General features: G+C 50.1%; 23 protein-coding genes. 13 read left to right on the top strand and 10 right to left on the bottom strand.

Going from position 1 to position 25,879, the window contains the following annotated elements:
- The first annotated feature begins 46 nt into the window (after positions 1-46).
- The 5 genes from tilS to TPET_RS01680 are packed head-to-tail and all read left to right on the top strand — an operon-like array spanning position 47 to position 6,265.
- Positions 47-1,306, top strand: coding sequence for a tRNA lysidine(34) synthetase TilS (gene tilS, locus TPET_RS01700; protein ID WP_011943003.1), 1,260 nt, complete (start codon positions 47-49; stop codon positions 1,304-1,306).
- Positions 1,293-3,125 (top strand): ATP-dependent zinc metalloprotease FtsH, encoded by a 1,833-nt coding sequence (gene ftsH / locus TPET_RS01695; protein ID WP_011943002.1) that lies wholly within the window; start codon positions 1,293-1,295, stop codon positions 3,123-3,125. The genes tilS and ftsH overlap by 14 nt, the downstream gene beginning before the upstream one ends.
- Positions 3,122-3,547 (top strand): thioesterase family protein, encoded by a 426-nt coding sequence (locus TPET_RS01690; RefSeq protein WP_011943001.1) that lies wholly within the window; start codon positions 3,122-3,124, stop codon positions 3,545-3,547. Before ftsH ends, TPET_RS01690 begins: the two co-directional genes overlap by 4 nt.
- Entirely contained in the window at positions 3,507-4,967 is a 1,461-nt protein-coding gene (locus TPET_RS01685) for a B12-binding domain-containing radical SAM protein (protein ID WP_011943000.1), read from the top strand. The genes TPET_RS01690 and TPET_RS01685 overlap by 41 nt, the downstream gene beginning before the upstream one ends.
- Positions 4,961-6,265, top strand: a complete 1,305-nt coding sequence (locus TPET_RS01680; RefSeq protein ID WP_011942999.1) for a nucleotide sugar dehydrogenase — start codon at positions 4,961-4,963, stop codon at positions 6,263-6,265. The genes TPET_RS01685 and TPET_RS01680 overlap by 7 nt, the downstream gene beginning before the upstream one ends.
- On the opposite strand, the gene TPET_RS01675 is transcribed toward TPET_RS01680, so the two are convergent.
- The 4 genes from TPET_RS01675 to TPET_RS01660 are packed head-to-tail and all read right to left on the bottom strand — an operon-like array spanning position 6,252 to position 10,507.
- The gene (locus TPET_RS01675) at positions 6,252-6,959 is read right to left on the bottom strand and encodes a rhomboid family intramembrane serine protease (protein WP_011942998.1); all 708 of its coding nucleotides are present in this window, start codon (positions 6,957-6,959) and stop codon (positions 6,252-6,254) included. The genes TPET_RS01680 and TPET_RS01675 overlap by 14 nt on opposite strands.
- Entirely contained in the window at positions 6,956-8,038 is a 1,083-nt protein-coding gene (locus TPET_RS01670; RefSeq protein WP_011942997.1) for a Gfo/Idh/MocA family protein, read from the bottom strand. The genes TPET_RS01675 and TPET_RS01670 overlap by 4 nt, the downstream gene beginning before the upstream one ends.
- Positions 7,968-8,873, bottom strand: coding sequence for a DMT family transporter (locus TPET_RS01665; protein ID WP_011942996.1), 906 nt, complete (start codon positions 8,871-8,873; stop codon positions 7,968-7,970). The genes TPET_RS01670 and TPET_RS01665 overlap by 71 nt, the downstream gene beginning before the upstream one ends.
- Positions 8,870-10,507, bottom strand: a complete 1,638-nt coding sequence (locus TPET_RS01660) for a putative manganese-dependent inorganic diphosphatase (RefSeq protein WP_011942995.1) — start codon at positions 10,505-10,507, stop codon at positions 8,870-8,872. The genes TPET_RS01665 and TPET_RS01660 overlap by 4 nt, the downstream gene beginning before the upstream one ends.
- Positions 10,508-10,588: 81 nt before the next feature.
- On the opposite strand from TPET_RS01660, the gene mreB reads away from it, so the two are divergent.
- The 4 genes from mreB to TPET_RS01640 are packed head-to-tail and all read left to right on the top strand — an operon-like array spanning position 10,589 to position 14,233.
- Entirely contained in the window at positions 10,589-11,599 is a 1,011-nt protein-coding gene (gene mreB, locus TPET_RS01655; protein ID WP_010865154.1) for a rod shape-determining protein, read from the top strand.
- Positions 11,599-12,222 carry a hypothetical protein gene (locus TPET_RS09515; protein ID WP_011942994.1) on the top strand — a complete coding sequence of 208 codons (624 nt, stop codon included), beginning with the start codon at positions 11,599-11,601 and terminating at the stop codon, positions 12,220-12,222. Before mreB ends, TPET_RS09515 begins: the two co-directional genes overlap by 1 nt.
- Complete coding sequence (locus TPET_RS09510) at positions 12,219-12,563, top strand: hypothetical protein (RefSeq protein ID WP_011942993.1); 345 nt, start codon at positions 12,219-12,221, stop codon at positions 12,561-12,563. Before TPET_RS09515 ends, TPET_RS09510 begins: the two co-directional genes overlap by 4 nt.
- Positions 12,560-14,233, top strand: coding sequence for a penicillin-binding transpeptidase domain-containing protein (locus TPET_RS01640; protein WP_011942992.1), 1,674 nt, complete (start codon positions 12,560-12,562; stop codon positions 14,231-14,233). Before TPET_RS09510 ends, TPET_RS01640 begins: the two co-directional genes overlap by 4 nt.
- On the opposite strand, the gene TPET_RS01635 is transcribed toward TPET_RS01640, so the two are convergent.
- The 5 genes from TPET_RS01635 to TPET_RS01615 all read right to left on the bottom strand — a co-directional run bounded on the left by TPET_RS01635 (position 14,178) and on the right by TPET_RS01615 (position 19,047).
- Positions 14,178-14,906, bottom strand: coding sequence for an amino acid ABC transporter ATP-binding protein (locus TPET_RS01635; protein WP_011942991.1), 729 nt, complete (start codon positions 14,904-14,906; stop codon positions 14,178-14,180). The genes TPET_RS01640 and TPET_RS01635 overlap by 56 nt on opposite strands.
- Positions 14,903-15,553, bottom strand: coding sequence for an amino acid ABC transporter permease (locus TPET_RS01630; protein ID WP_011942990.1), 651 nt, complete (start codon positions 15,551-15,553; stop codon positions 14,903-14,905). The genes TPET_RS01635 and TPET_RS01630 overlap by 4 nt, the downstream gene beginning before the upstream one ends.
- Positions 15,554-15,567: 14 nt before the next feature.
- Positions 15,568-16,308, bottom strand: a complete 741-nt coding sequence (locus tag TPET_RS01625) for a basic amino acid ABC transporter substrate-binding protein (RefSeq protein WP_011942989.1) — start codon at positions 16,306-16,308, stop codon at positions 15,568-15,570.
- A 38-nt stretch (positions 16,309-16,346) separates the two neighbouring features.
- Complete coding sequence (locus TPET_RS01620; protein WP_011942988.1) at positions 16,347-17,663, bottom strand: NCS2 family permease; 1,317 nt, start codon at positions 17,661-17,663, stop codon at positions 16,347-16,349.
- A gap of 124 nt (positions 17,664-17,787) precedes the next feature.
- Positions 17,788-19,047 (bottom strand): ABC transporter substrate-binding protein, encoded by a 1,260-nt coding sequence (locus TPET_RS01615; RefSeq protein WP_011942987.1) that lies wholly within the window; start codon positions 19,045-19,047, stop codon positions 17,788-17,790.
- Positions 19,048-19,141: 94 nt separating this feature from the next.
- Between TPET_RS01615 and TPET_RS01610 the strand changes: the two genes are divergently transcribed.
- The 4 genes from TPET_RS01610 to TPET_RS01595 are packed head-to-tail and all read left to right on the top strand — an operon-like array spanning position 19,142 to position 25,520.
- A complete protein-coding gene (locus TPET_RS01610; RefSeq protein WP_011942986.1) occupies positions 19,142-20,404 on the top strand; it encodes a carbohydrate ABC transporter permease in 1,263 nt (420 codons plus the stop codon).
- Positions 20,405-20,413: 9 nt separating this feature from the next.
- Positions 20,414-22,519: a carbohydrate ABC transporter permease gene (locus tag TPET_RS09505; protein ID WP_011942985.1), complete on the top strand. Its 2,106-nt coding sequence runs from the start codon at positions 20,414-20,416 to the stop codon at positions 22,517-22,519.
- A 13-nt stretch (positions 22,520-22,532) separates the two neighbouring features.
- Positions 22,533-24,173, top strand: coding sequence for a CehA/McbA family metallohydrolase (locus TPET_RS01600; RefSeq protein ID WP_011942984.1), 1,641 nt, complete (start codon positions 22,533-22,535; stop codon positions 24,171-24,173).
- Between the two features lie 3 nt (positions 24,174-24,176).
- Positions 24,177-25,520 carry an NAD(P)/FAD-dependent oxidoreductase gene (locus tag TPET_RS01595; protein ID WP_011942983.1) on the top strand — a complete coding sequence of 448 codons (1,344 nt, stop codon included), beginning with the start codon at positions 24,177-24,179 and terminating at the stop codon, positions 25,518-25,520.
- Here TPET_RS01595 and TPET_RS09500 read toward each other — a convergent pair.
- Positions 25,508-25,822, bottom strand: a complete 315-nt coding sequence (locus TPET_RS09500; RefSeq protein ID WP_235231254.1) for a hypothetical protein — start codon at positions 25,820-25,822, stop codon at positions 25,508-25,510. The genes TPET_RS01595 and TPET_RS09500 overlap by 13 nt on opposite strands.
- Between the last annotated feature and the right edge of the window lie 57 nt (positions 25,823-25,879).

The raw sequence follows: 25,879 nt of genomic DNA, 5'->3' as shown, positions 1-25,879 counted from the left end.
GGTGTGAAACATTTCCGACGAATTTGAAGAAAGATTTCTGAGCTTTTTGAAGGAAGAAAAACTGCTTGAAGAAGGAGAGCACGTACTTGTTGCTGTCTCCGGCGGAATAGATTCGATGACCCTCCTGTACGTTCTGAAAAAATTCTCCCCCCTTTTGAAGATCAAGATCACAGCGGCTCACCTCGATCACAGGATAAGAGAGTCTTCCAGAAGGGACAGGGAGTTCGTGGAAAGGATCTGTCGCCAGTGGAACGTACCTGTAGAAACGTCAGAGGTGGATGTTCCTTCTCTCTGGAAAGATTCGGGTAAAACATTGGAAGAGATCGCAAGAGAGTTGAGATACGATTTTCTGAGGAGAACGGCAAAGAAGGTCGGCGCTACAAAGATCGCCCTCGCACATCACAAAAACGACCTTCTGGAAACGGTTGTCCACAGACTGATAAGAGGAACAGGCCCCCTTGGTCTTGCCTGCATTTCTCCTAAAAGAGAAGAGTTCATCAGACCTTTTCTTGTTTTTAAAAGGAGCGAAATAGAAGAGTACGCCAGAGAGAAAGGTGTTCCTTACGTTGTTGACGAAACCAACTACGACGTCAAATACACGAGAAATTTCATCAGACACAGAATAGTCCCTCTCATGAAAGAATTGAACCCCACTGTGGAGGATGCCGTCTATAGACTGGTTTCTGTCACCCTTTTGTTGAGAAATTTCGTTGAAAGAACCGTGCAGGATTTTGTCGAGAGAAATGTCTATTTCTACAAAGACTACGCCGTGTTCGCTGAGCCTGAAGATCCTTTTTTCTTCCTCGAAGTCACAAGATGGGTGTTGAAAGAGATGTGCGGAAGGGTACCAGAATACGAAAAACTGATCGGAGCCTTGAAGTCGAAGAGAGTAGAGCTCTGGAGCGGAGTTTTCGTGGAACGATCTTTCGGTTATGTGGCTGTGGGAAAGACCGTTTTCAGGGAAAAATACCGTGTTGAAGTGAAAGGTGACATGCTGGAGATGGAAGGGTTTAAAATAAGAGTGGTGAATAACAGAAACGATATGAAATTTTGGGTCAGAAACAGAAAAGAAGGTGATAGAATAATAGTCAACGGCAGGGAGAGAAAGTTGAAGGATGTTTTCATCGAGAAGAAAGTCCCAACTTTTTACAGAGACAGGGTTCCTCTCCTCGTCGATGAAGAAGATCGTGTTCTCTGGGTTCCGGGAATCGCCCGCTCAAACTTTTTGCCAGAAGATGTGGTTGTGGAGCTTCTGGAATACCCTGTCGGTTATGTGAAAGGAGGTACATATTTTGAACAGATCTAACATCTGGAATCTGCTGTTCACGATTCTCATAATAGTTACACTTTTCTGGCTCGCCAGATTTTTTTACGTCGAAAACTCACCTGTGTCCAAGCTGAGCTACACGAGTTTTGTTCAGATGGTCGAAGATGAAAGAAGTGTGGTCTCAGAAGTTGTGATCAGGGACGACGGAGTACTGAGAGTTTACACCAAAGACGGCAGAGTTTACGAAGTGGACGCTCCGTGGGCTGTGAACGATTCGCAGCTCATAGAAAAACTGGTTTCGAAGGGAATAAAAGTCTCTGGAGAGAGAAGCGGAAGCAGTTCCTTTTGGATAAACGTCCTCGGCACTCTCATACCGACGATTCTCTTCATTGTCGTGTGGCTCTTCATCATGAGGAGCCTCTCCGGAAGGAACAATCAGGCGTTCACTTTCACAAAGAGCAGGGCAACGATGTACAAACCCTCTGGGAACAAGAGGGTCACCTTCAAGGACGTTGGAGGCGCTGATGAGGCTATAGAAGAACTCAGAGAGGTAGTTGAATTTCTGAAAGATCCCTCTAAATTCAACAGGATCGGTGCAAGAATGCCCAAAGGGATCCTCCTTGTAGGGCCTCCGGGTACCGGTAAAACGCTCCTTGCGAGGGCAGTTGCGGGCGAAGCGAACGTACCGTTCTTCCACATCAGCGGTTCTGACTTTGTGGAGCTCTTTGTCGGAGTCGGTGCCGCGAGGGTGAGAGATCTGTTTGCACAGGCGAAGGCTCACGCTCCCTGCATCGTCTTCATCGATGAGATCGATGCCGTTGGAAGGCACAGGGGAGCGGGACTTGGAGGAGGACACGATGAGAGGGAACAGACCCTGAACCAGCTCCTCGTGGAGATGGATGGATTCGATTCGAAAGAGGGCATCATAGTCATGGCGGCCACAAACAGGCCCGATATCCTGGACCCTGCACTTTTGAGGCCCGGAAGATTCGACAAGAAAATCGTGGTCGATCCACCTGACATGCTCGGAAGAAAGAAGATACTCGAGATTCACACGAGAAACAAACCGCTCGCGGAAGACGTGAATCTGGAGATCATAGCGAAGAGAACGCCGGGATTCGTCGGGGCGGACCTGGAAAACCTCGTCAACGAGGCGGCGCTTCTTGCGGCGAGGGAAGGTAGAGACAAAATCACGATGAAGGACTTCGAGGAAGCCATAGACAGGGTGATAGCCGGACCCGCAAGAAAGTCGAAGCTGATCAGCCCGAAGGAAAAGCGCATCATAGCGTACCACGAGGCGGGACACGCCGTGGTATCCACCGTGGTTCCAAACGGGGAACCCGTTCACAGAATCTCCATAATCCCCAGGGGATACAAAGCACTCGGATACACGCTTCATCTCCCTGAAGAGGATAAGTACCTCGTTACGAAGAGTGAACTTCTCGACAAGCTCACGGCTCTGCTCGGAGGCAGGGCAGCGGAAGAGGTGGTCTTTGGCGATGTGACGAGCGGAGCAGCAAACGACATAGAAAGGGCCACGGAAATTGCGAGAAACATGGTCTGTCAGCTGGGAATGAGTGAAGAACTCGGACCCCTCGCCTGGGGGAAGGAAGAGCAGGAAGTCTTTCTTGGAAAAGAGATCACACGGCTCAGAAACTACAGTGAAGAGGTAGCGAGCAAAATCGACGAAGAAGTGAAAAAGATAGTGACGAACTGCTACGAGAGGGCGAAGGAGATAATAAGGAAATACAGAAAACAGCTGGACAACATCGTGGAAATACTGCTGGAGAAAGAAACGATAGAGGGAGACGAGCTGAGGAGTATTCTGTCTGAAGAGTTCGAAAAGGTGGTGGAATGATGGATTTTGAATTCCTTGAAGGAAAAAGACTCACCGAAGATGTGGCTCTCGACGAAACTATGGTGTGGAACGAAGACATCGAGATGCTCGATCTCCATCTCGTCGCGACTTCAGCTTTGATAGGGGTAGTTCACAGGGTGTCGTACGAGCTTTTGAGCAGGTATCTCCCCAGTGATTACACGGCGGTTGTGGTGGAGAGCCTGGTAAGACACGTAAAGGCCGTCTCAACGGGGACGAGAGTCGCTGTTGGAGTCAGGGTGATTGGAGTTGTGGGAAACAGGGTGAAGTTCAGAGGAATCGTGATGAGCGGTGACGAAAAGATACTGGAGGCTGAATTCGTCAGAGCGATAGTTCCCAGGGAAAAGCTCCGGAGGTTAGCCCTTGAGAAGGCCGAGAAGACCTCAAGACTTTTTGGAATATGAGAAGGTGTTGAAATTCAAAGAGAGTGAAAAACAGATCGAAGAAACGGAGACAAAGGGCGACGTTCGAGTCGCCCTTGTTGTTCCTTCCGGCTACGAAGTGGCGGCCTCTGGACTCGCCTTTCACTACGTCCAGAAGCTCCTCAACTCCCATCCGAGGATCAGGTGTGAGAGATTCTTCTACGACGAGACCTTCAAGAAGTTCTACTCCCTTGAAACGCAGACACCGATAGATGAGTTCTCCATATGGCTTTTCTCCGTGAGCTTTGAGAACGACTTTTCAAACCTTCTCGATATTCTGAAGAAAAAAGACGTTCCTCTTTCCTGGAAAGAAAGAGAAGATTATCACCCCATCATAATAGCTGGTGGGGCGGTCACCTATTTGAACGAAGAATTCCTCATTCCGGTGGCGGATGCCGTCTACTACGGTGAGCTGGAAAAGTACCTGGATCTGTTCACGGAAGCCCTCACGGGAGAGACGAAGCAGGAAATTTTGAGTTCTCTTTCCAGGATTCCCGCTGTGGAGGTTCCCTCTCTGAAAGAACACACCGAAATAGCAGCAGGAGTCGATCTGAACGATTTTTTGCCTCACTCCAGCGTTGTTCCATCGCTGGGTGTCTTTCCCGGAAAACTTCTGGTCGAGGTGGGAAGGGGATGTATAAGGCGCTGTGCTTTCTGCATATTTGGAAAGAATCTGAAGCCGGCAAGGTTCGTGAAACCTGAAAGGTTCGAAGAGCTGGTGAGAAACACTCCATACAGAGAATATGGCCTTATAAGCGCCACCATAACCGATTACCCCTGGCTCGAGGATCTTCTCGATACAGTGGAGAAATATCAATTGAAGATCTCGGTTTCTTCCCTGAGACTGGATCGACTCTCGGAAAGGTTGCTCAGGACCCTCAAAGACTCCGGTCAGAGATCCTTTACGATCGCCCCAGAGGCGGGATCGCAGCGAATCAGGGACATCCTTAAAAAGGACATCACCGATGAACAGATAGAAAACGCCTTGAAACTGGCAAGGAGGCTGGATTTCGACAGGGTGAAGATGTACTTCATCTACGGACTCGAAGAAGAAACGGAGGAAGATCTTGAAGCCTTCAAGAAACTCGGAGATCTCGCGGTTCGACTCGGATACAGGGAGGTCCACATGAGTTTCAACCCGCTCATACCAAAGCCGGGAACGGAGTTCGAAAGAAGAAAAATGGAACCGGTTGACGTTCTGAGAAAAAAAGAGAAAATTCTGAAGGACTTACTCAGGGGCTTCAGAGTGGATTTCGAAAGCATCAGAGAATCTGTGGTTCAGTACACGATCGCACACGCCAGGAAAGAAGAGGTAGAAAGCTGGCTGAAATTCTTCGAAAAATCGGATAAAAAATCACTTGGTAAGTTGATTTACGAAGAAGGGAGGAAAAGACTGTGTTGAAAGAAAAACTTCTGAACAAAACGGCTCTTCTCGGAGTGATCGGCCTCGGGTACGTGGGCCTTCCACTCGCCGTTGAAAAAGCAAAAGCGGGATACAAAGTGTTAGGGTTCGATATCCAAAAGAAGAGGGTCGATATGGTGAACCGCGGGGAAAACTACATAGGAGACGTGGTCGACGAGGACCTCAAAGATCTTGTGGAAAAAGGTATGCTCAGGGCCACCACAGATTTTTCTGAGATGAAGAACTGCGACGTCGTCACGATATGCGTTCCAACACCGCTCGGGAAGTACAAGGAACCCGACCTCACCTACGTCATAAATACTGCAAAGGAGATTGCAAAGTACCTCCACAGAGAAATGCTTGTTGTGCTGGAGAGCACCACCTACCCGGGAACCACCGAGGAGGTCGTCCTGCCCATCCTGGAATCCACTGGACTGAAAGTCGGGAAGGATTTCTATCTCGCCTTCAGTCCTGAAAGGGTGGATCCCGGAAACAGAATTTACAAGACGAAGAACACACCGAAGGTAGTCGGTGGTGTGACGGAAAAATGCACGGAGCTTGCGAAGATCCTCTATGAAAACGTGCTCGAGGCACCCGTTCACACCGTCTCTTCACCGAGGGCGGCGGAGATGGCGAAGGTGCTCGAGAACACCTTCAGACTGGTCAACATCTCCCTCATAAACGAAGTGGCCATCGTCGCGCGAAGAATGGGAATCAACATCTGGGAAGTGATAGACGCTGCTGCAACAAAGCCCTTTGGATTCATGCCCTTCTATCCCGGACCTGGTGCGGGAGGGCACTGCATCCCGATAGATCCCTTCTACCTCGCTTACAAAGCGAAGGAGTACGACGTGAGGCTCGACCTCGTGGAGATGGCCGGTGAAATAAACGACTTCATGCCCGAGTACGTGGTGATGAGAGTTCAGGACATCCTGAACGAGAGAAAGAAACCTTTGAACGGCTCGAAAGTGCTTCTTCTTGGAGTCGCGTACAAGGGTGATATAGACGACACGAGGGAGTCGCCTGCGCTGAAGGTCTGGGACCACCTCGAAAAGAAGAAAGCGGTAGTTGAATTCTTCGATCCTTACGTTCCGGAAGTGAAGAGAGGAGACAGGATTCACCGACGGGTCGAACTCACTGAAGAGTACCTGAAAGGCGTGGACATCGTGGTGATCACGACCGCCCACAAGAACGGAGTTGATTACGACTTCGTTGTGAAGAACGCGCCCGTGGTCTTCGACACCAAAAACATCACAAAAGACGTGAAAGAAAACAGAGACAAGATCATCCTGCTTTGAACCTTCTGATCGCTTCGTCGATCTCCGGGATCTGTCTAATCAGGAAAACGTAAGAGAGAACGACGAGCGAAACGACGACTATCGCGAGGACCCTCCAGAGGGTCCTCCTTTTCCACGAGAAGGGTCTCATCGTGTATCCAAGAAGCATTCCAGACAGGAAACCTCCAAGATGAGCCGCGTTGTTGATGTTCGTGCCCGGGAGAAATCCGTACACAACGTTGATCAGAATGATGGGAAGAAGCGACATGCCGGTCACAGGTTTCATGAAGAAGGGTGTGTCCTTTCGAAAACCCGCCGCGAAGAGTATTCCGATGAGGCCAAAGATGGCACCACTAGCCCCGACGGAGATTGTGTCGTGGTAGAACACGTGCGTTGCCAGATTACCCACGATTCCGGTGAAGAAATAACCGACCAGGAACTTCTCCGTTCCGTATATATCCTCCACGATCAGGCCAAAGTAGTAAAGCGCGTATGAATTGAACAGTATGTGGAGTATTCCTCCGTGGACGAACAGAGCGGTGATCAACCTGAACCAGTCTCCCGCGTCGACTCTGGGACCGTACTGCGCTCCGTATCTCAACAAAAGCAGCATCTGAAGAACAGGATCCCTGGTCGAGAAAACACCAGAAAAGGTCATCATCACGAATATGAACGCGTTGAAGAGCAGAATGAAATAGACAGCCCGTTTTCTCATCGAAGTTTTACTCCTTTCATCTCTTCTGTGGAGAAGTCGAAGGGGTACTTCACCGGTCTTCCTTCCAGGAAAGACCTGTATATTCCAAGAACTATCTCCACCGCTTTTTTGCCGTCTTCTCCAGAGATGTAAGGCTTCCTGTCGTTCGTCACGGCCTCGTAGAAATCTCTGTACACGTACTTGTGACTGTCTCCGTACACCGTGTCCGGATCCGGTAGATTCATGAACGGATGACCCTCTTCCCCTTCGAATCTCCAGGTGAGGATCCTGTTGACGGCGAGTCCGCCGATGACCACCGTTCCTTTCTCACCGAAGATAGCGAGTGTCTCTTCTAGGTTTCTCGGAAACACGTTGCTCGTTGCTTCTATCAGGCCCGTCTTTCCACCTTTGAACTTCACGATGGCGAAACCTTCGTCTTCCGCCTCTATGTACGGGTGATTCGTGTTCGCTATGTGCCCGTAGATCTCCTCTATCTCTCCTCCGAGGAACCACTGAAGAAGATCTATGGCGTGCGTGGACTGGTTCATCAGGACCCCGCCGTCCATCTCCCAGGTACCTCTCCAGCTCGCCTGTTTGTAGTAATCCTCGTTTCTGTTCCACCTCACGGCGACAGACGCGTAGAAGATCTTTCCAAACGCCCCCGAATCGAGTTTTTTCCTCACTTCCTGAACGGGTGGATTGAATCTGTTCTGGAAGAAAACACCGAGTTTTAGATTCTTTCGTTTCGAGAGTTCTACCATCTCGTTCATGTGCTTCGTCGAAAGTGCCATGGGTTTTTCCACGAGGACGTGTTTTCCAGCTTCGAGCGCCTCCATGGTGATCTGGTAGTGTTTTCCGCTCTCGGTGGCTATGGAGATCACGTCTACGTCTTCTCTTTTGAGGAGCTCTCTGTAGTTCGTCATTGTCTCGGGTCTTCTCAAGCCCGACTTTTCGAACTGTTCGGCGGCGCGATTTGCCCTTTCTTCCACGAGATCACACACCGCCACCGTTTCGAACAAATCACGTGTTTCAATCAGCGCTGGAACGTGTTTCTTCTGTCCGATCCTTCCGCATCCCACGAGTGCTATCCTCAGTTTCATAATGAACCTCCCTTTCGAAGATCAAAAGACCAATCACCACAAGCACAACTCCTCCCACAAGAAGAGCGGAGGGAAGTTTCAGTTTCAGCAGGTGTTCCGCCACGGCCGTTACAACTGGTATGTAGTATATCATGTTCGTTGTCGTTCTGCTTCCCAGTCTCTCTATGGCTTTGTTCCAGAGAAAGTAAGCAAGACCCGAGCAGACGAGTCCCAGATAAAGAAGAGAAATCACAACGATTGAGTTCATCTCGCTTATCTGCCAGAACTTTCCGGCTGAGAAAGGAAGGAAGAACACAACGCCCCAGAACATGATCCCCGCGTTTTCTCTGAAGGAGAGACTCCCGAGACTTTCTATGTGGTGAGTGTAAAAGACCCACGACAGAGCCGCGCCGAAGGCGAGAAGGTCTCCGAGGGGATTCAGTTTCAGAACGAACCTGCCGTTCAAAACGACGAGGGCCACCCCGAGAAAGGACAGGATCACACCCAGGTACATCTTCGAAGTGGTTTTCTTTTTCTGAACGAGATGCGAGAAAAGGAGAAAGAATACAGGAGCTGAAGACACTATGATCGCTGCGTTGGTGGGCTCTGTGAACATGAGGGCGGAATTCTCGAACGCGAAGTAGCTGAACACTCCCCAAAAGCCAGCCATCACGATATTTTTATTGAAAAGCTTTGGTCTTCCACCGGATATGAGGAAAAGAAAAAAGAAAGCGAAGATGAACCTCAGAAAACCCGCAAAGAACGGATCCAGAACCTGAACTACCACTTTGGTGGCAAGAAAAGAGATCCCCCAGAACACCACAACGAGCCACGCGAAGAACCTTTCCAAAGTCATCTCTCCCTTCTCAGCACCTCACCGATCTTGGGAACGAAGTCCTTCTTTCTGGACATAACCCCCTTCAACAGAAAGAGACCGTCCTTCTTTTCCGCGTTGAAGGCTTTTTCCACTAACTTTTGATCTCCATCCATCATCAGAAGACTCGCTTCTTCCACAGGATTCGTGAAGAGCACAAAGAAATGTTTGACACCGAATTCTCCCTTGAGGGTCTTCAGTGCGTTCGTGAAACGTTCCTTTTCTTTCAAAAGTGTTGAAAAGTCCGACGTCATTATCTGAGAAACGGCGAAGGATTCTTCTTCCATCTCGTAGACTTTCACGTCGCGCTTCAGCAGTTCAGCGGGATCGACGTCTTCCGGTATCTTCATCCCTTCTTTCAACAGTTTCTTCGCAAATTTTTCCAGATCGAGTTTGGCAACATCAGCCAGGAGATTCGCCATCTTCCTGTCTTTCTCTGTCGTCGTGGAGAGTTTGAAGAAGAGTGTATCGGAAACGATGCCCGAGAGCAGAATTCCGGCTATCTCCCTTTCCATCTTCACACCGTTTTTCAAGAAGAACTCTGCAACTATTGTTGAGGTGCTTCCGACGGGTTCGTTGTAGAAGAAAACGGGATTCAGAGTGCTCAGTCCACCGAGCCTGTGATGGTCTATGATCTCGAGGATTTCCGCTTTCTCGACTCCTTCCGGTGCCTGGGTGATCTCGTTGTGATCCACGAGGATCACTTTTTTCCTCACATCTTTGAGCAGGTCCGTCCTAGTTATAACACCACAAAGCCGCCCTTTCTCGTCTTCTACGAACGCTGCTCTTATCTTCGAGTTGAAGACGATCTCTTTTACTTCTTCGAGTGTGTCCTTCTTCGTCACCGTGGGGAATTTCTTGCTCATCACGAGGGTCACGGGGAGTGAAAGGTTTATGAGCTTTGCGGCGCCGAACGCGTCGAACTTCACTCTCAAAACGGCGGCGTTCTTTTCTTTTGCTATTTCAAGCACCCTGTTTGATACTGGGGCGTTGTTCACGACTATCATGAGTTTTGCTCCTTTTTCCAGAAGAGCGATCTGGGCCGGTTCGTTGTCTCCCACGATCACCACGTCACCTATCTCTATCTTTCCCAGGAGCACATGAAGGGCATCCACCGCTATGTGAACCTTTCCAGCCACGATTTTTTCTTTCATGTGGTCACACACGACCTCTGCTTTCAGTATCCTTACTAGCTGATCGAACGGAACCGGGTGTATAACCAATGGTTCTATCTTCAATCTCCTCACGTAGACTCGAGCAATGTTGCTTTCAGTGACCACTCCTATCATTTTCTCCTTTGAAACCACCGGAACGTTTTTTATTCCTTTGCTTTCCATGAGCATGGCCACGTCGTAAACCGGAGTGTTCGGAGAGACAAAAATGGGGTTTTTCAGCTCGAGATCTTCAACGGTAGGTTCGAGCGTTTCAATGAGAACGGGAGGCTTTACTCCAAAATATTTGAGTACGAAGAGAGACTCGTTCGTGAGTTCACCACTTCGAGCTGGAATGAATGTTTTTCCCTTTTCCACATTGTTTTTGAAGTGCGCGTACCCTATCGCAGAGCAGACACTGTCGGTATCCGGATTTTTGTGTCCTATCACGTACACTCTTTCCAATGTTTTCACCTCCACTACTAAAAAGATTCTATCAGATGATATAATCCTTATCGAGAACGTGACCATGGGAGGAGGAATACGGTGTTGAGAAAAGACATAGGAATAGATCTCGGTACGGCGAACACCCTCGTTTTTCTCAGAGGGAAAGGCATTGTGGTGAATGAACCATCGGTGATAGCGATAGATTCGACCACAGGTGAGATACTGAAGGTCGGTCTCGAAGCGAAAAACATGATAGGAAAAACTCCCGCCACGATCAAGGCCATAAGGCCCATGAGGGATGGCGTTATAGCGGACTACACCGTGGCCCTTGTGATGCTCAGGTATTTCATAAACAAAGCCAAGGGCGGAATGAATCTGTTCAAACCTCGTGTGGTTATAGGAGTTCCCATAGGAATAACGGATGTGGAAAGGAGAGCCATTCTCGATGCTGGGCTCGAGGCGGGTGCCAGTAAGGTCTTTCTCATAGAAGAGCCCATGGCGGCTGCTATAGGCTCAAATCTCAACGTCGAAGAGCCCTCCGGGAACATGGTGGTGGACATCGGTGGAGGAACGACGGAGGTCGCCGTCATCTCCCTTGGAAGCATTGTCACGTGGGAGTCGATACGTATCGCTGGAGACGAAATGGACGAAGCCATAGTTCAGTACGTGAGGGAGACCTATCGGGTAGCGATCGGTGAGAGAACGGCCGAACGGGTGAAGATAGAGATAGGGAACGTCTTCCCATCCAAAGAAAACGATGAGCTCGAAACGACGGTTTCCGGGATAGACCTTTCCACTGGACTGCCCAGAAAACTCACTCTGAAAGGAGGAGAGGTGAGGGAAGCCCTCAGGAGTGTGGTGGTAGCCATAGTGGAGAGCGTGAGAACCACTCTGGAAAAAACGCCTCCCGAGCTCGTTTCCGACATCATAGAACGCGGAATTTTCCTCACCGGCGGCGGGTCTCTTCTAAGAGGGCTCGACACTCTGCTTCAGAAAGAAACGGGGATCAGTGTCATCAGGTCCGAAGAGCCGCTCACCGCTGTGGCTAAAGGAGCGGGAATGGTTCTGGACAAGGTGAACATTCTGAAGAAGCTTCAGGGTGCCGGGTGATGAAAAGACTGATCCTTTTTCTTCTCTTCCTCACCGTTTTCTTTCTGAACGAGACTTTCAACGTGTCTGACAAACTACAGCCCTTTTTTTACAGAATAACTTTCCCCTTCCTGAAGCTGAGAGCCACGGTTCAGGAAGTGATTTTGAGGTTTCAAAACAGGATCTATCCAGGTGATGTTTATCTGGGAACCAAGAGCGTGGGAAACCTTTTCTTTGTGACCGGGAAGGGAGAAGGTTTTTTCTACATTCTGGGAGAAGCGGAAGAAGGTGCCATCGTTCTCGATCCGCTGGAGAAGAGGTTCCTTGGGATAGTTGTGGAAAAAGGTCCTATTTCAAAGGTTATGAGAGTGTTTTCTGAGGATTTCGTGGAAAAGGTGAGGGTGGAAAACGATCGCGAGTCCGTTGTGGGAGTCGTCAAAGGGGAACGTGTTCCCAGACTCTCTGTTATAGAAGACATAGACGTGACGGGCTGGAAGGTGTACTTCGAAAGCGAAAAATGGAACGTGGCCTTCAAAGAGTACCTGTTCATAGGAACCGTAGCGGGACGTGATGAGGAGTACTTTCTGCTGAACGTGACACGGGACGTTCCGGACAGGGTGATCGTCATCGGGGTGGTAGAATGATCTATGTTCTTGCCTTTCTCAGCATCTTCTGGGACTACGTCTTCCAAGACGTTTTGAGTTTCTTTCCCGCCTTTCTGGGCCTTGCCTTCTGCAGGAGAAACATTCCTCTTTTGTTTATTGTGATTTTGATCAGACTCTTCGCAATTCCAGGATACTGGTATATCTTCGTTTTGATCGTATTTTTGATCCTTGACGCCTTGAGGGAGCATTTCTCTTCAGTGTTGCTCCCCGCTGTTGTCCTTGTGGCTGTCGGCTGTCTTGTCGGTGAAATTCGGATGCTGACGGTTTTGCTTTCCGCCGCCACTGGCATCGTGTTCATTCTGGGAGGATCGAAGCGGTGAAGAACAGGTTGATTCTGATCCTGATGGCCCTATCGTTTGTCTTGATCATCATGAAAGCTTTCCAGGTGCAGATCCTCGAACACGAGAAACACAAAAAGTACATAGACCTTCTTCAAACAAGGCTCGTGAAGATTCCCGCTCCACGGGGAAAGATCATCTCAAGTGATGGAAAAGTGCTCGCAAAAGATGAAGTGGTGTACGTCCTCGATCCGTGGCTGAACAGCATAGATGAGCTGAAAAAAACAGGCCTCTTCACTCCCGAGGAGATTCTCTCACTTGTCAAAGGTGAATCCATAGTCATCGACAAAGCGAGAGCGGATGTGATTTCGAAGGCTGGAATGCGGGTCGTCATGGATTACAGGAGAAAGTACGAGCCGCTCGCACCGCATGTGGTTGGTTACGTGAACGCAGACAGGTCGGGAATGTACGGTGTGGAGAGTGTGTACGACGAATTCCTGACGGGTACAGACGGTGTGAAGATGGTCTTTGTGGAACCGTCCGGCGCGATATCTTCCGAGGTTCTTAGAAGCCCTCCAAAGCCCGGCGAAGATGTAACACTCACGATCGATACCAGGATACAGAAAGTTGCCGAGGAATCTCTTGAAAAAACTGGAAATCCGGGCTCTGTGATCCTCTCTGATGTCAGAACAGGAGAAATCCTCGTTCTCGCATCGTTTCCAGGATACAATCCCCAGGATTTTTACGAGGGCTTCACAAAAAGAGAGTGGGAAAGGCTCGCCAGAAATTCACCTTCTCCTCTGGTCAACAGAGCGATATCGTCCGCGTACAGCCCGGGGTCTTCCATAAAGGTCCTTTGGGCCATAGCTGCTTTGCTGAACGGAGTCGATCCAGAAGAGAAGATCAACTGCCGTGGAGTGTTCGATTACAGAAACAGCAAGGGAGAAGTGGTGGCGAGGTACAGGGACTGGAAAGAAGAGGGTCACGGCCTCACCGATCTTAGAAAGGCGATCAGGGTCTCCTGCAACGTCTACTTCTATCAGCTGGGACTGAAGATCGGTGTGGACAAAATGGCGGAAGTTGCGAAGAAGTTGGGCATTTTCGAAAAGACAGGAATAGACCTTCCAGGTGAGAAGAGCGGTACATTTCCAACCCCCGAGTGGAAGATGTCCAAGATAGGAGAACCCTGGTATCCTGGTGACACCATCCTGATGTCCATCGGCCAAGGATATCTCACAGTGACTCCTTTGGAGCTTTTGAAGCTTGTTTCACTTGTGGCAAACGAAGGAATATTCTACAGACCACACGTGGTGAAAAAGATCGGTTCAAAGGTGATGAAACCGGAGATTGAAACACAGGTTCAGATCGATGAGAAGATATGGACCTTTCTCAGGAACGCCATGGTCGACGTGACGTCCTTCAAAGGAAACGAGGAGGAAGACCCCGGAACGGCGTACCACGTGTTCGGAGACTTTCCGTACAGAGTGGCTGGGAAAACGGGTACCGCCGAGACCGGGAGCGGTGCTCCTCACTCGTGGTTCATAGGTTTTGCTCCCGCGGAAAATCCAGAAGTTTCAATCGTGGTGATGGTGGAACACGGGGGATACGGTTCCGGTGTAGCGTCCCAGATAGCAAGAAGAGTTCTGGAAGAATACTTCAAACTGAAAGAAAGTGCTCAAGAAACTCCCGCGTCCTCTCGTTCTCAGGATTAGAGAAGATCTTCTCGGGAGGTCCCATCTCGACGATTCGTCCATCGTCCATGAAAACTACCCTGTCGGAGACGTCACGGGCGAATCTCATTTCGTGTGTCACGATCAGCATGGTCATACCCGATTGGGCCAGGTCCTTTATGACGTCGAGCACCTCTTTCACGAGCTCAGGATCGAGAGCGGAGGTGGGTTCGTCGAAGAGCATGAGCTCCGGGTCCATCATGAGGGCCCTCGCTATAGCCACCCTCTGCTGCTGTCCACCGGAGAGGTTTCCGGGCTTTTCGTTTATCTTTTCGATGAGACCCACCCTTTCCAGGAGCTTTCTCGCTTTTTCTACAGCTTCATCTTTCGGCATGTTCTTCACCTTCATCGGAGCGAGTATGAGGTTGTTCAGGACGGAAAGGTGCGGAAACAGGTTGAACTGCTGAAAGACCATACCTATGGAACTCCTTATCCTGTTTATGTTCCTGTGGGTGATGAGTTCACCTTTGAAATAGATCTTCCCCTGTTGATACTCCTCGAGCAGGTTTATACAGCGAAGAAAGGTGCTCTTTCCGCTGCCGCTCGGGCCGATGATGGAGATCACTTCACCCTTTTTCACCTCGAGGTCGATTCCCTTGAGCACGTAGAGTTTTCCGAAGTACTTGTGAAGATCTTCGACTTTTAAAACGGTCATACTTTCAACCTTCCTTCCACGAACTTCACCAGTCTGGAAACGGAGAAAGTTATGGCAAAGTAGATCAGCGCAACACCACCGTATATGGGGAAACTCATGAAGGTTCTGCTCACGATGTATTGAGCGCTTCTCATGAGTTCCACGGTTCCTATCACCATGGCGAGGGAACTGTCCTTTGCGAGGGCGATGAACTCGTTTCCGAGGGCCGGAAGTATGTGCCTGAAGGCCTGGGGAAGGATCACATAGATCATCGCCTGTGCGTGTGACATACCGAGAGATCTCGCCGCCTCGTACTGTCCTTTTGGAACGGATTGTATCCCCGCCCTCACGATCTCGGCAACGTACGCACCGCTGTTTATTCCGAGCGCAACGACAGCGGCTGTGAACCTGTCGAATTCGAGCCCCAGTTCGGGAAGTCCAAAGTACACGAGAAACAGCTGGACCATCAGGGGTGTTCCCCTGAGAAACTCCACGTAGATAGAAGACGGGTACCTTATGATCCGGTACTTCGAGAGCCTTCCCATGCCGACGAAGATCCCTATGGCGAGCCCTATGAGAACGGCCAGAGAAGTAAGCTGAAGGGTGCGCAGGGCACCCTTCAGAAGGAGCGGTAGATTATCCACAATTACGCTCAACCATTCCGGCATCTTTCACTCCTCCATCACTCTGAGAACCATTTTTCTATGAGCACGTCGTACGGACTCTTTTTGAGCTCTCTCAAAACGCTGTTGATGAATTCCAGAAGATCCGTGTCCTCTTTCCTCACGGCGATACCGTACTGCTCGCTGGAGAGCACTCCACTCGAGATAACAAGATCCGGATTCTTCGCCACAAAGGCCCTTGCCGTGGCGGAGTCCAGCACCACCGCGTCTGCTCGGCCTCTCTTCAGTTCGAGAAACGCGTCCGTGAATTTATCGAACCTGACGACCTTGATACCTTCGTACTTTGAAACCTCTATGTCTCCGGTGGTACCGATCTGAACAGCCACGGTTTTCCCTACGAGATCTTCGTAGGTCTTCGGTCGGAAGTCACTGTCTTTCCTCACTACGATGACCTGTCCCGCGTCGAAGTACGGATCGGAGAAGGCCACGACCTTCTTTCTCTCCTCCGTGATCGTCATGCCGGAGATGATCACATCGATCTTCTTTGTGAGCAGGCTCGGAATGAGTCCGTCGAAGGTCATATCGACGATCTTCAGCTCAACACCGAGTCTTCTCGCGATTTCCTTTGCAAGATCGACGTCGAAACCCGCGATGTTACCGTTCTCATCGACGAATTCGAATGGGGGAAAATCCGCGGAGAGTCCAACGAGCAGGTATCCTCTGCTTTTGATCTCGTCGATGGTTCCAGAGAAGATCACGATCGAAACCAGAAGAACCAAAACCACGAGTAATTTTTTCATATTATCACCTCCGATTTATTATAACACAGTGCTGCATATCAATGCTTTATGAAGAGCAGCCACAGAGCGAAGGCGAGAGCGAGAATCCACGTGAACCAGTGTACTTCTTTCGATTTCCCGGAGAAGAACTTCACCAGTGCATAAGAAATGATACCGAGCGCTATTCCATTGGCTATGGAGTATGTGAGTGGCATAGTTATAACGGTGATGAACGCAGGGAGCGCTTCTGTGATGTCGTCCCATTTCACTCTTCCAAGGTTTCCGATCATGAGCGCACCAACGAAGATCAGAGCGGGAGCGGTCGCGTATCCAGGAACCGTCTGGGCGAGAGGGGCGAAGAAGAGCATGGCGAGCATACAGAGTGCAACGACGAGGGCCGTGAGGCCAGTTCTTCCTCCTTCTGCGATACCCGCACCGCTCTCGATGTACGTGGTCACCGTCGAAGTTCCAAAGAGTGCACCCACGGAAGTTCCTATCGCGTCCGCGAGGAACGCCCTGTTCGCCCTCGGAAGCTCTCCGTTCTTCATGAAACCAGCGCTCTGAGCGAGTCCTGTGATGGTACCGAGTGTGTCGAAGAAGTCGACGAAGAAGAAAGTGAGAACAACGATCCAGAAGTCAAGGCTCAAAAATCCAGAAAAGTCGAGCTTCATGAACGTCGGAGATATATCTGGAACAGGACCGACGATTCCCTGGTACTTCGTGACTCCTATGCCGGGGATGGCACCTACGAGTGTGGCCACGAGAATCCCTATCATCACCGCTCCCGGGATCTTCCTGTGGTAGAGCGCCACGATCACCAGGAGCCCCACGACCGTCACGAATACACCGGGATTCGTGAGATCACCGAGGGCAACGGAAGTGGCGGGATTGGAAACAACGATTCCCGCACTCCTCAACCCTATGAAGGCGATGAAGAAACCGATACCCGCGGAGATGGCCACTTTTATGGACTCGGGTATGATCCCGGCGACGAACTTTCTGAACCCAACGAGTGTCAAGCCTATGAAGATCAGACCTTCAACGAACACGGCAGCGAGGGCCACTCTCCAGTCTATCCCCATGCCGAGGCACACAGTGTAGGTGAAGTACGCGTTCAGTCCCATACCGGGTGCGAGTGCGAAAGGATAGTTCGCGAAGAAGGCCATGACGAGAGTGGCTGTGGCGGATCCCAGTATCGTTGCGACCATGAATGCTCCGAAGAACTGCTGGTACAGGGGGCTGCTCGCGTCCACACCAACCGCCTGAACGAGGATGGAAGGATTCACAAAAACGATGTAGGCCATGGTGAGGAAAGTGGCGATACCCGCGAAGATCTCCGTTTTCACGTTCGTCCCGTTCTCTTTGAGACGGAACACACAGCTCACCTCCAAATATAAAAAATTTAAGGGGATCTCTGGATCCCGTACTTTGTTTTGATTTTCTCATGTTTTCTTTAAAGGAGTTTTAAACAAAGGAAAAGCGGGAGGAACAACCTCCCGCTCACTCGCCGTACTCTTCCTTGAGATACTCCCTTATCTTCTGATCCGCCGTCTTTATCGCAGTTTCCATGTCTACCTTTCCGTTGATGAAATCGGAGAACATGTTTCCAACCACCGTTCTGATCTCGTACCATACACCGATCTGTGGATCGAACACGGCGTTGTCTATCTGCTTCAGAGGTATTTCGATCAGAGGATCGGATTTAGCCGCTTCCTTCCAGATCGACGTTTCGAGGGCGCTTCTTCTCACAGGAATGTAACCCGTGTTGATCGCCCAGTAAGCAGTCACCTCAGGAGAGATGAGGTACTTCATGAACTCCCAGGCGGCACGTTTTTCCTCATCGCTTGCCGTGTTGAACATGATGATGTCTGTTCCGGCGAACGGCACCTTGTTCGTCACCCAGGTGGGAACTGGAGCCCAGCTCCAGGTGAACTTCCCCTTTGTGGAGCTTTCCACGTAGGGCCTTCCCGCTATTGTGTCGATGTACATCATGATCTTCTGCTGACCGAAGATATCGTTGAGGTATCCACCTTGGAAGTACGCGATACCATCGTCCACCATCTTCTTCACGAAGGCAAGGACCTCTCTTGTTTCCTGGCTGTCGATGTTGGAAACCCATTTGCCGTCGACCTGTTTCAGGATGGAACCACCGCGGAGGATGAGGAGTATCTGGAAGAAGTCAACGGTCGTCCTGAAGCCAAAACCGTACTGGTCGATCTTCCCATCTCCGTCAAGATCTTCCGTCATGATTCTCGCGGCTTCGTAGAGTTCATCGATCGTTTTGGGCACATCCACACCGTACATTGCAAAGGCGTCCGCGTTGTAGTAGAGTATGTAGAGACTCTTGTTGAACGGAACCGCGTAGACGGTGTCTCCCCACATACAGTTGTCTCTCAGAGGTTTGAAGACATCTTCCCACTCTTCCCTGGTCAGCCCTATCTTCGGATCGTTCACGAACTCGTTCAGAGGCTGCACGACACCGCTCTGGATGAGTTTTGCCGTCCAGTTGGAATAAGACTGTGCGATCGTGGGAAGTTCTCCTGCCTGCGCTGCTGCGAGGAGCTTCTGAGAGAGTGCACCGTAGTTTCCAACGTAGACCGCTTCGACCTCGATATCCGGGTGAAGTTCGTTGAAGGTGTTCACTATCTCTTGGAGAGTTTTGCCGTGTCCCCCGCCCATGGCGTGCCAGAACGTGACTTTCACCTTCGCGAGGGCAAAAACACTGAGAATCACCATGAAAACAACGAGAAATTTCTTCACAGGAATCCCTCCTTTCTCAATGATTTCCCCTTGAATTATACCGCATAGGTTATAATTTGAATGTGAAGAAACTCAAGGAAAGAGAGGTCTGAGTATGAAACCCTCGAAGAAGCTGAGAGAAGCGATTCTTGCGTACCTCTTTCTTCTTCCGTCACTTGTGATCCTTGGGATGTTCGTTTTCTGGCCAGTTGGATTCTCTTTTGTCCTGAGTTTCTTCAAGTGGGATTTCAGAAACATGAAGAATCCATACTTCACGGGACTTGACAACTACATTGAGATCTTCAAGTTCGACTATCCACCGAAGTACTCTTTCGTTTTCACCGTTCTGAACACCTTCTTTCATCTCGCGGTTGCCGGTGCGATTGTGATGCTGATCGTCCATCTGATCAGGAAAAGAACCCTCTCGGGAATCGTTTCCAACACTCTCATTGTATTGATTTACATCGTTTTGAACCTCTTCAACGCGGAAAATCCCATCCTCTCTTTTCTGGCTGCGGCTATCTCCTGGAGCTGGCTGGTGTACGATTTCAAGCGGGTGGAACTCAAGAACACCTGGCTCTGGTTCATCCTGTTTCTTGCGGTCTTCGTTTTCGTGGAGCTGAGCTCGTCTCTTCCTGGGCTGGTGAACTTCCTGCTCGACGCGAAGGACAAGAATCTCTTCCTGAAGTCGCTCACCAACACACTGTACTACGTGATACTGAGCGTTCCTTCGCAGATTTTCCTTTCTCTCGTGATCGCCCTTCTTCTGAACAGCAACGTGAAGTTCAGGGTGTTCTTCAGGACCGCCTACTTCATACCCTTCGTCACATCAGTTGTTGCAATCTCTCTTGTCTGGAAGTGGATCTTCAACGACGAGTTCGGTCTCTTGAACTACATCCTCTCTCTGTTCAACATAGAACCCATCTCCTGGCTGAAAGACGAAAGATGGACTATTCCCACGATAGCCATCGTCTCCGTCTGGAAGACCGTAGGGTACGATGCGGTGATCTTCCTCGCGGGGCTCCAGAACATAGACAGGTCTTACTACGAAGCGGCTGAGGTGGATGGTGCAAATTCCCTGCAGAAGTTCTTCTACATCACCTGGCCGCTTTTGTCACCGACGACCTTCTTTCTGCTCATCGTCTCATTGATAGGAGCCTTCAAGGTCTTCGCGGAAGTCTACGTTCTCTACGATGGGCTTCCGGGACCGTACAACAACAGCGGAATGACGCTCGTTTACTACGTGTTCGATCTGTTCTACAGACAACAGAGAATGGGAATTGCTTCGGCGGCAGCCTATATTCTTTTTGCGATCATTCTGATCTTCACCTTCATCCAGTACAGGGTTGGAAGAAGAGCGGTCGAATATGTTTCGTGAGGTGATAGTGTGAAGAAGCTGGTCATATACATTCTCCTCGTATTCGGTGCCGTTGTCATGCTGGGACCTTTCATCTGGATGCTGCTCACCTCCTTCAAAGCACCTTCGGAGGTTCAGCAATGGCCCCCGAGCTTCTACACGAAGAACTTCGCTTTCTCACGCGACGTGAAAACGATCCTGAAACCTGGTGTTCAGAGGGTCGCAAAGGGAGTCAGCCTGAGAGAAGCGTACGCTTTGAAAACGGCCGAAAAAAATCTGCTCACCATCACGGTGAACGACGACCCGTTCCAAAGAGGAACGATGGTGATCCCTCTCAAAGGGGCAAGATACACAACGGAGGTAGATGTTGAAAAAGTCAAAGAACTCTCCTCTAAATCTCCGGTGGAATTTTCCTGGAAAACACCAGAAGAATTCTTCGAGCAGTTCTTCATACACTACAAGAGTGGTGCGGATCCGTACCTTCAACGTGCAAAACTGGTGAACGAAATTCTGAGTTCAGTAGAGGGTGCTCTGCGGACCATCTCTCAGATGAATCGATTTGCGGACGTCAGGATAAAAGATGAGGAGGAAAAGGAAAGATTTCTTTCTTTTCTCGAGACCGTGAGTGGGGAACTCTCTTCTTTCCAGGAGAAGGTGCTCAGCATGAAATCGGGTACCACTCTCGTTCTCTCCGACGAAGAAGTGGAGAAACTCTATGAGCTTCTCGATGGTTTACGGCTCGAATACTCTGGAGACAATCCGCTCGTTCCTGTCTACAGAAAGAATGTGGTCTCTCCTTTCGAAGAGGTGAAGAGAAACGTCTCCTACTACCTTGAGGTCAGCGGCTTCTTCCAGAGCGTTCAGAACCTCGCTGTGGAAAAAGACATCGTCGCCCGCTCGATGAAAAAAGATGAGAGAAAAGCTCTCTTTTTGAAAAAGATCGGAAACTTCCCCGACAGAGAGCTCGTGGAAAGGCTCCTGGAGGAATCGGAAAGCCCCGTTGAGGACTACGTCTCTTTGAAAGAGAAAGAACTCTCGGAGAAACACCACGTGGATCTTCTTACCATCGCTTCGGCGAAGCCGGTTGTCTCTTCTCTGATCTCTCTCGCACAGGAAAACGGGATCGAAACAGAAAACTTCTCTCAAATGGTCGCTGAGATGGACATCAAACTCGCTGAAAGTAGCACCTACAGAGTGTTGAAGTCGAAACTCTCCCAGCTTGGTCTGGATGAGAAGTTCCTCACCGAAGTGGCCGGTTATCTCAAAAGCGTTGCGCTCCTCAGAAAGGCCTACGAAGACGCGATGAGCTCCTGGAAGATTGTGGACGCTCCTGACTTTGTGAAGGAAGTCCGTGTGAAGGGTGGCGAAGTGATAGAAGTTCTTCTGGAGGGTGTCCCTTCCGTTTTCCTGAGTGATGAACCCATCGACTCTGTGAAACTCAGGTTCTCTTTCTCCGAAGTGCTGGCTAACATCTTCCAGAACTACGTTGATGCCTGGAACGCAGCACCCTTCCCAAGGTACTACTTCAACACGTTTTTTGTGGCGACGATAACCACTCTGCTCGAGGTGGTTACCGCATCTCTCGCCGCGTACGCCTTCTCTTGGATGGTCTTTCCCGGAAGAGACTTCATCTTCGGTCTCTTCCTTGCGACCATGATGATCCCGGGAGAGGTGCTCCTCGTTCCCAACTTCATCACGATCTCGAAACTCGGCTGGATTGACACCTACTACGCCCTCATAATTCCCTGGATCGTCAGTGTCTTCGCGATATTCCTTCTGAGACAGCACTTTCTGACCATACCAAGGGAACTCTTCGATGCTGCAAAGATAGACGGATGTTCTCACTGGAGGTTTCTCTGGCAGATGGTGGTGCCTCTCAGCAGGCCTGCCGTCATCACCTCTGCACTTCTCAAATTCGTCGGAAGCTGGAACGCGTTCCTGTGGGTCCTCATCGTCACAAACAGCGAAAAGTACAGAACACTGCCCGTGGGACTCCAGGCGTTCAGTTCAGACGTGGGAACTCAGTACAACCTGCTCATGGCGGCCGCTACGTTCTCGATTCTTCCCGTGGTGATACTCTTCATCTTCACCCAGAAGTACTTCATCCAGGGAATCGCGAGGACCGGATTGAAATGAAGGAGGCGGTGATATGAAAAAACTCGTTCTTCTGATTCTGATTCTTTCCTGTGTGGTCTTTGGAGGGATATACTATGGAAACCTTCACTCACACACCTCCTATTCAGATGGTTCTGGAACACCAGACCAGGCCTACGAGTATGCGAAGAGTTATCTCGACGTTCTCGCGATAACGGACCACGCCTACTACTTCACCCAGAAGATCGATGGAAATACGAAGCCTTATCTGACGAAGCTTGCCGCGGAGAGGCACACAAAAGACGGTGAGTTCGTCGCACTTCAGGGTTTCGAGTGGACCGCGGGAGTGGGACACATAAACGTGTACGAGTCTCTCGAGTGGATCGACAGAAACCAGGAAAGTTCTCTAGAAGGTTTCTACAGGTGGCTCGTTGAACACAAAAAACTCGCCCAGTTCAACCATCCCATAAGCACCTTTGGGACCTTCGATTCGTTCCGGTATTTCCCGGAAGCGGACCAGTACGTGAACCTGATCGAGGTAGGAAACGGGAACTGGGCCTCAGGAGACGTGATAAACGAAGAGATGTTCGGAAACTACATCCTCGCGTTGAACAAAGGATGGCACCTCGGTGCCACCGTGGGACAGGACAACCACAAGCCCAACTGGGGAAGCGCGAACGAGGGAAGAACCGGCATCGTGGCGGACGCTCTGACCTACGACGACATAATGGACGCCCTCTGGAAGAGGCACACCTTCGGAAGCGAAGACAAGAACGTCAAAGTTCTTTTGAAGAGCGATACCCATCTGATGGGAGACATCGTTTTTGTGGAAGATCTCTCTCCCCAGAAGATCAACCTCGAGTACGAAGACACAGAAAAACTCCTCTACCTTGCCGTCATCTCTCAGAGCGGGACCGTTTTGGAACTCAGACCGAACACAGAGAGATTGAATCTGACTCTCTCAGTCATACCTCCCGATGGATACGAGTGGTACTTCGTTTACATGAAACAGTTCGACGGTGACGAGATAGTCACCTCACCGATCTGGTTTCAGATCTCTTCTTCTGTCTACGTGAACAGTGTGAGGATCTCTCCAGAAGAGATACACGACGGTGAATCGGCGAAGGTCTACTTCGAGATCTACAACGTGACCGGTGAAGACCAGAATGTGAAGCTTTCCGTTCTTCTCGATGGAAACCCGTTGAGAGAGGTAGAGCTGAAGTTCTCACCGTACCAGGTGAAAAGATTCGTCGTTCCCACAGGATCGCTGGAGAAAGGCTACCATCGTGTTTCTTTCCTTGTGGATGGGAAACTCGTTCAGTCGAGCGTTTTCTTCGTGAAAGAAAAGCTGAAGGGTGTGATCATGATCGACACCCTTCACGAGAACGATCATCTGGAAGAACTCAAATCGCTCGTAGAAGAACTGGAAAAGAGAGGATACAACGTGAAGTACCCGAAAGTGATGCTGAAAGACCTGGAGGGTGTGGACATCCTCATCGTCTCAACTCCCAAAGAAGGTGGATTGAGCTTTGCAAAGAAGCTTTCGGACAAAGAGATCGAGGCCATTGAGAATTTCAAGGGCAAGATATACATCGTCCCGGGTGGTGACGAGGAGTACAGGAAGATCTATCTGGAGAAGATAAAAGGGGAGGTTGTCACACTCGAAGAATTGAGAAGGAAACTGCTCGAGGAGTGATGAATGTTGAAGAGGCTTGGAATAGTCGGCTTTGGAGCGAGTGCCATCGGGTTCATCAACGGACTCATAGAGAGTGGAAGGGTGAAAGACTACAGGATCATCGTTCTGGAAAGGGGAAAAGACTACTCCCACAACACCATCTCCGGTGTGAGGATGGACGGGAAGATCTTCATCTCCCACGGCATGGGAGGAGAGATCTACATTCCTCTTGAAATACAAGCGAAGACGGTGGAGTTCTACCTGAAGTTTTCCGGCTACACTCCCACCGTCGATAAAAGAGAAGGCATCGTGAACTACCTGAAGTCCTTCGAAAGGGATGGCAGGAAGATAGAGTTCGGAGAGTCCTTCTCGAACGAAGAGATCTACAAGCGCTTCTATCACCACGGTTTCGAACCGGTGAAGTCCTATTTCTTCCATCTGGGAACGGATATCCTGAAAGAGACTAACAAGAACATATACGAGTACTTCTCCTCCTTTGAGAACATAGAGTTTTTCTTTGGAACCGCTGTGGAGGATGTGGAGTTCGGCCCTCCCCACAGGGTGCACACAAGCAGGGGAGAGTTCGAGTTCGACGAGCTCGTGATCGCCGTTGGAAGAAGCGGACACAGACTCATGGAGCGTCTCAAAGAGAAATATCCACAGCTTGTCAAGCCGAACCAGTTCGTCGACATCGGTGTCAGGTACGAACTCCCGAACCACGTGATGGATCCATTCTCCGATATGTACGAGGTGAAGGTTCGCTACAGGACCAAAACGGGTTACATCTGCAGGATCTTCTGCCAGAATCCGGCAGGGAAGGTGACACTGGAAAAGTACGAAGACTTCACCACGGTGAACGGCTATTCTGACAGCCTGCATAAGACGGAGAACACGAACTTCGCCATTCTCGTCACCACGCGCTTCACAGAGCCGTTCAAGGATCCCACGGGATACGGTGTCAACCTCGCAAAGCTCGCAAACATCTTAGCCGGCGACAGAGAGAAGGTGATTCTGCAGACGTACGGGGATTTCAAAGAGTTCAGAAGGACGAAGAGGCTCGGAAGGGTTCATCCCACTCTGGATCCCGAAAGTTACATTTTGGGAGACGCGAATCTCGTCTTTCCGTCGAAGATCAGAGAATCCCTCGTGGATTTCGTGGAGAACCTGGAGAAGGTCATACCGGGGGCTTCCTACTTCGACAACCTGCTCTACGCCGTCGAGGTGAAGTTCTACACGAACAAGTTCCTGAACGACATCGTGGAAGGTCTCCACGTGGTGGGAGACTGCTCCGGGTGGACCAGATCGATCCAGTACGCCACCTCGATGGGATACATGAGAGCTGTTGGAATGAAGATTCAATCTCTGTGAGACAGAATCGCAAAGAATCCCCACTCGATGAGAAGAACAGAGAAGAAAACGACGAAACCTTCCCAGAAGGTGAACCTGTGCACGTTGAAGATGTGAAGAAACAGAACGGTGGCTATGGCACAGGAAACAAGACCGTTCGGGAAACCCTTTTTCACGAGAGCGCTGATTCCCGCGTATCCGAAGAGAGTGGCAAAGACGATTCCAAGAAACTTTCCAAACGAAACATCGAACACATTGAAAACGGAAAGAGGAATGAGTACACCGAGAAGTATCAGAACCATTCCAAAGAATCTCAAGTCCATCCCTCCCTCATCTGCACTCGAGAATATTCTACCACTTTAAAACCTGTGTTAGAATAA

The organism is Thermotoga petrophila RKU-1 (genome assembly GCF_000016785.1).
GTDB classification, from domain to species: domain Bacteria; phylum Thermotogota; class Thermotogae; order Thermotogales; family Thermotogaceae; genus Thermotoga; species Thermotoga petrophila.
Note: the sequence above shows the minus strand (reverse complement) of the source record. Positions and strands in the feature narration are given on the sequence as shown.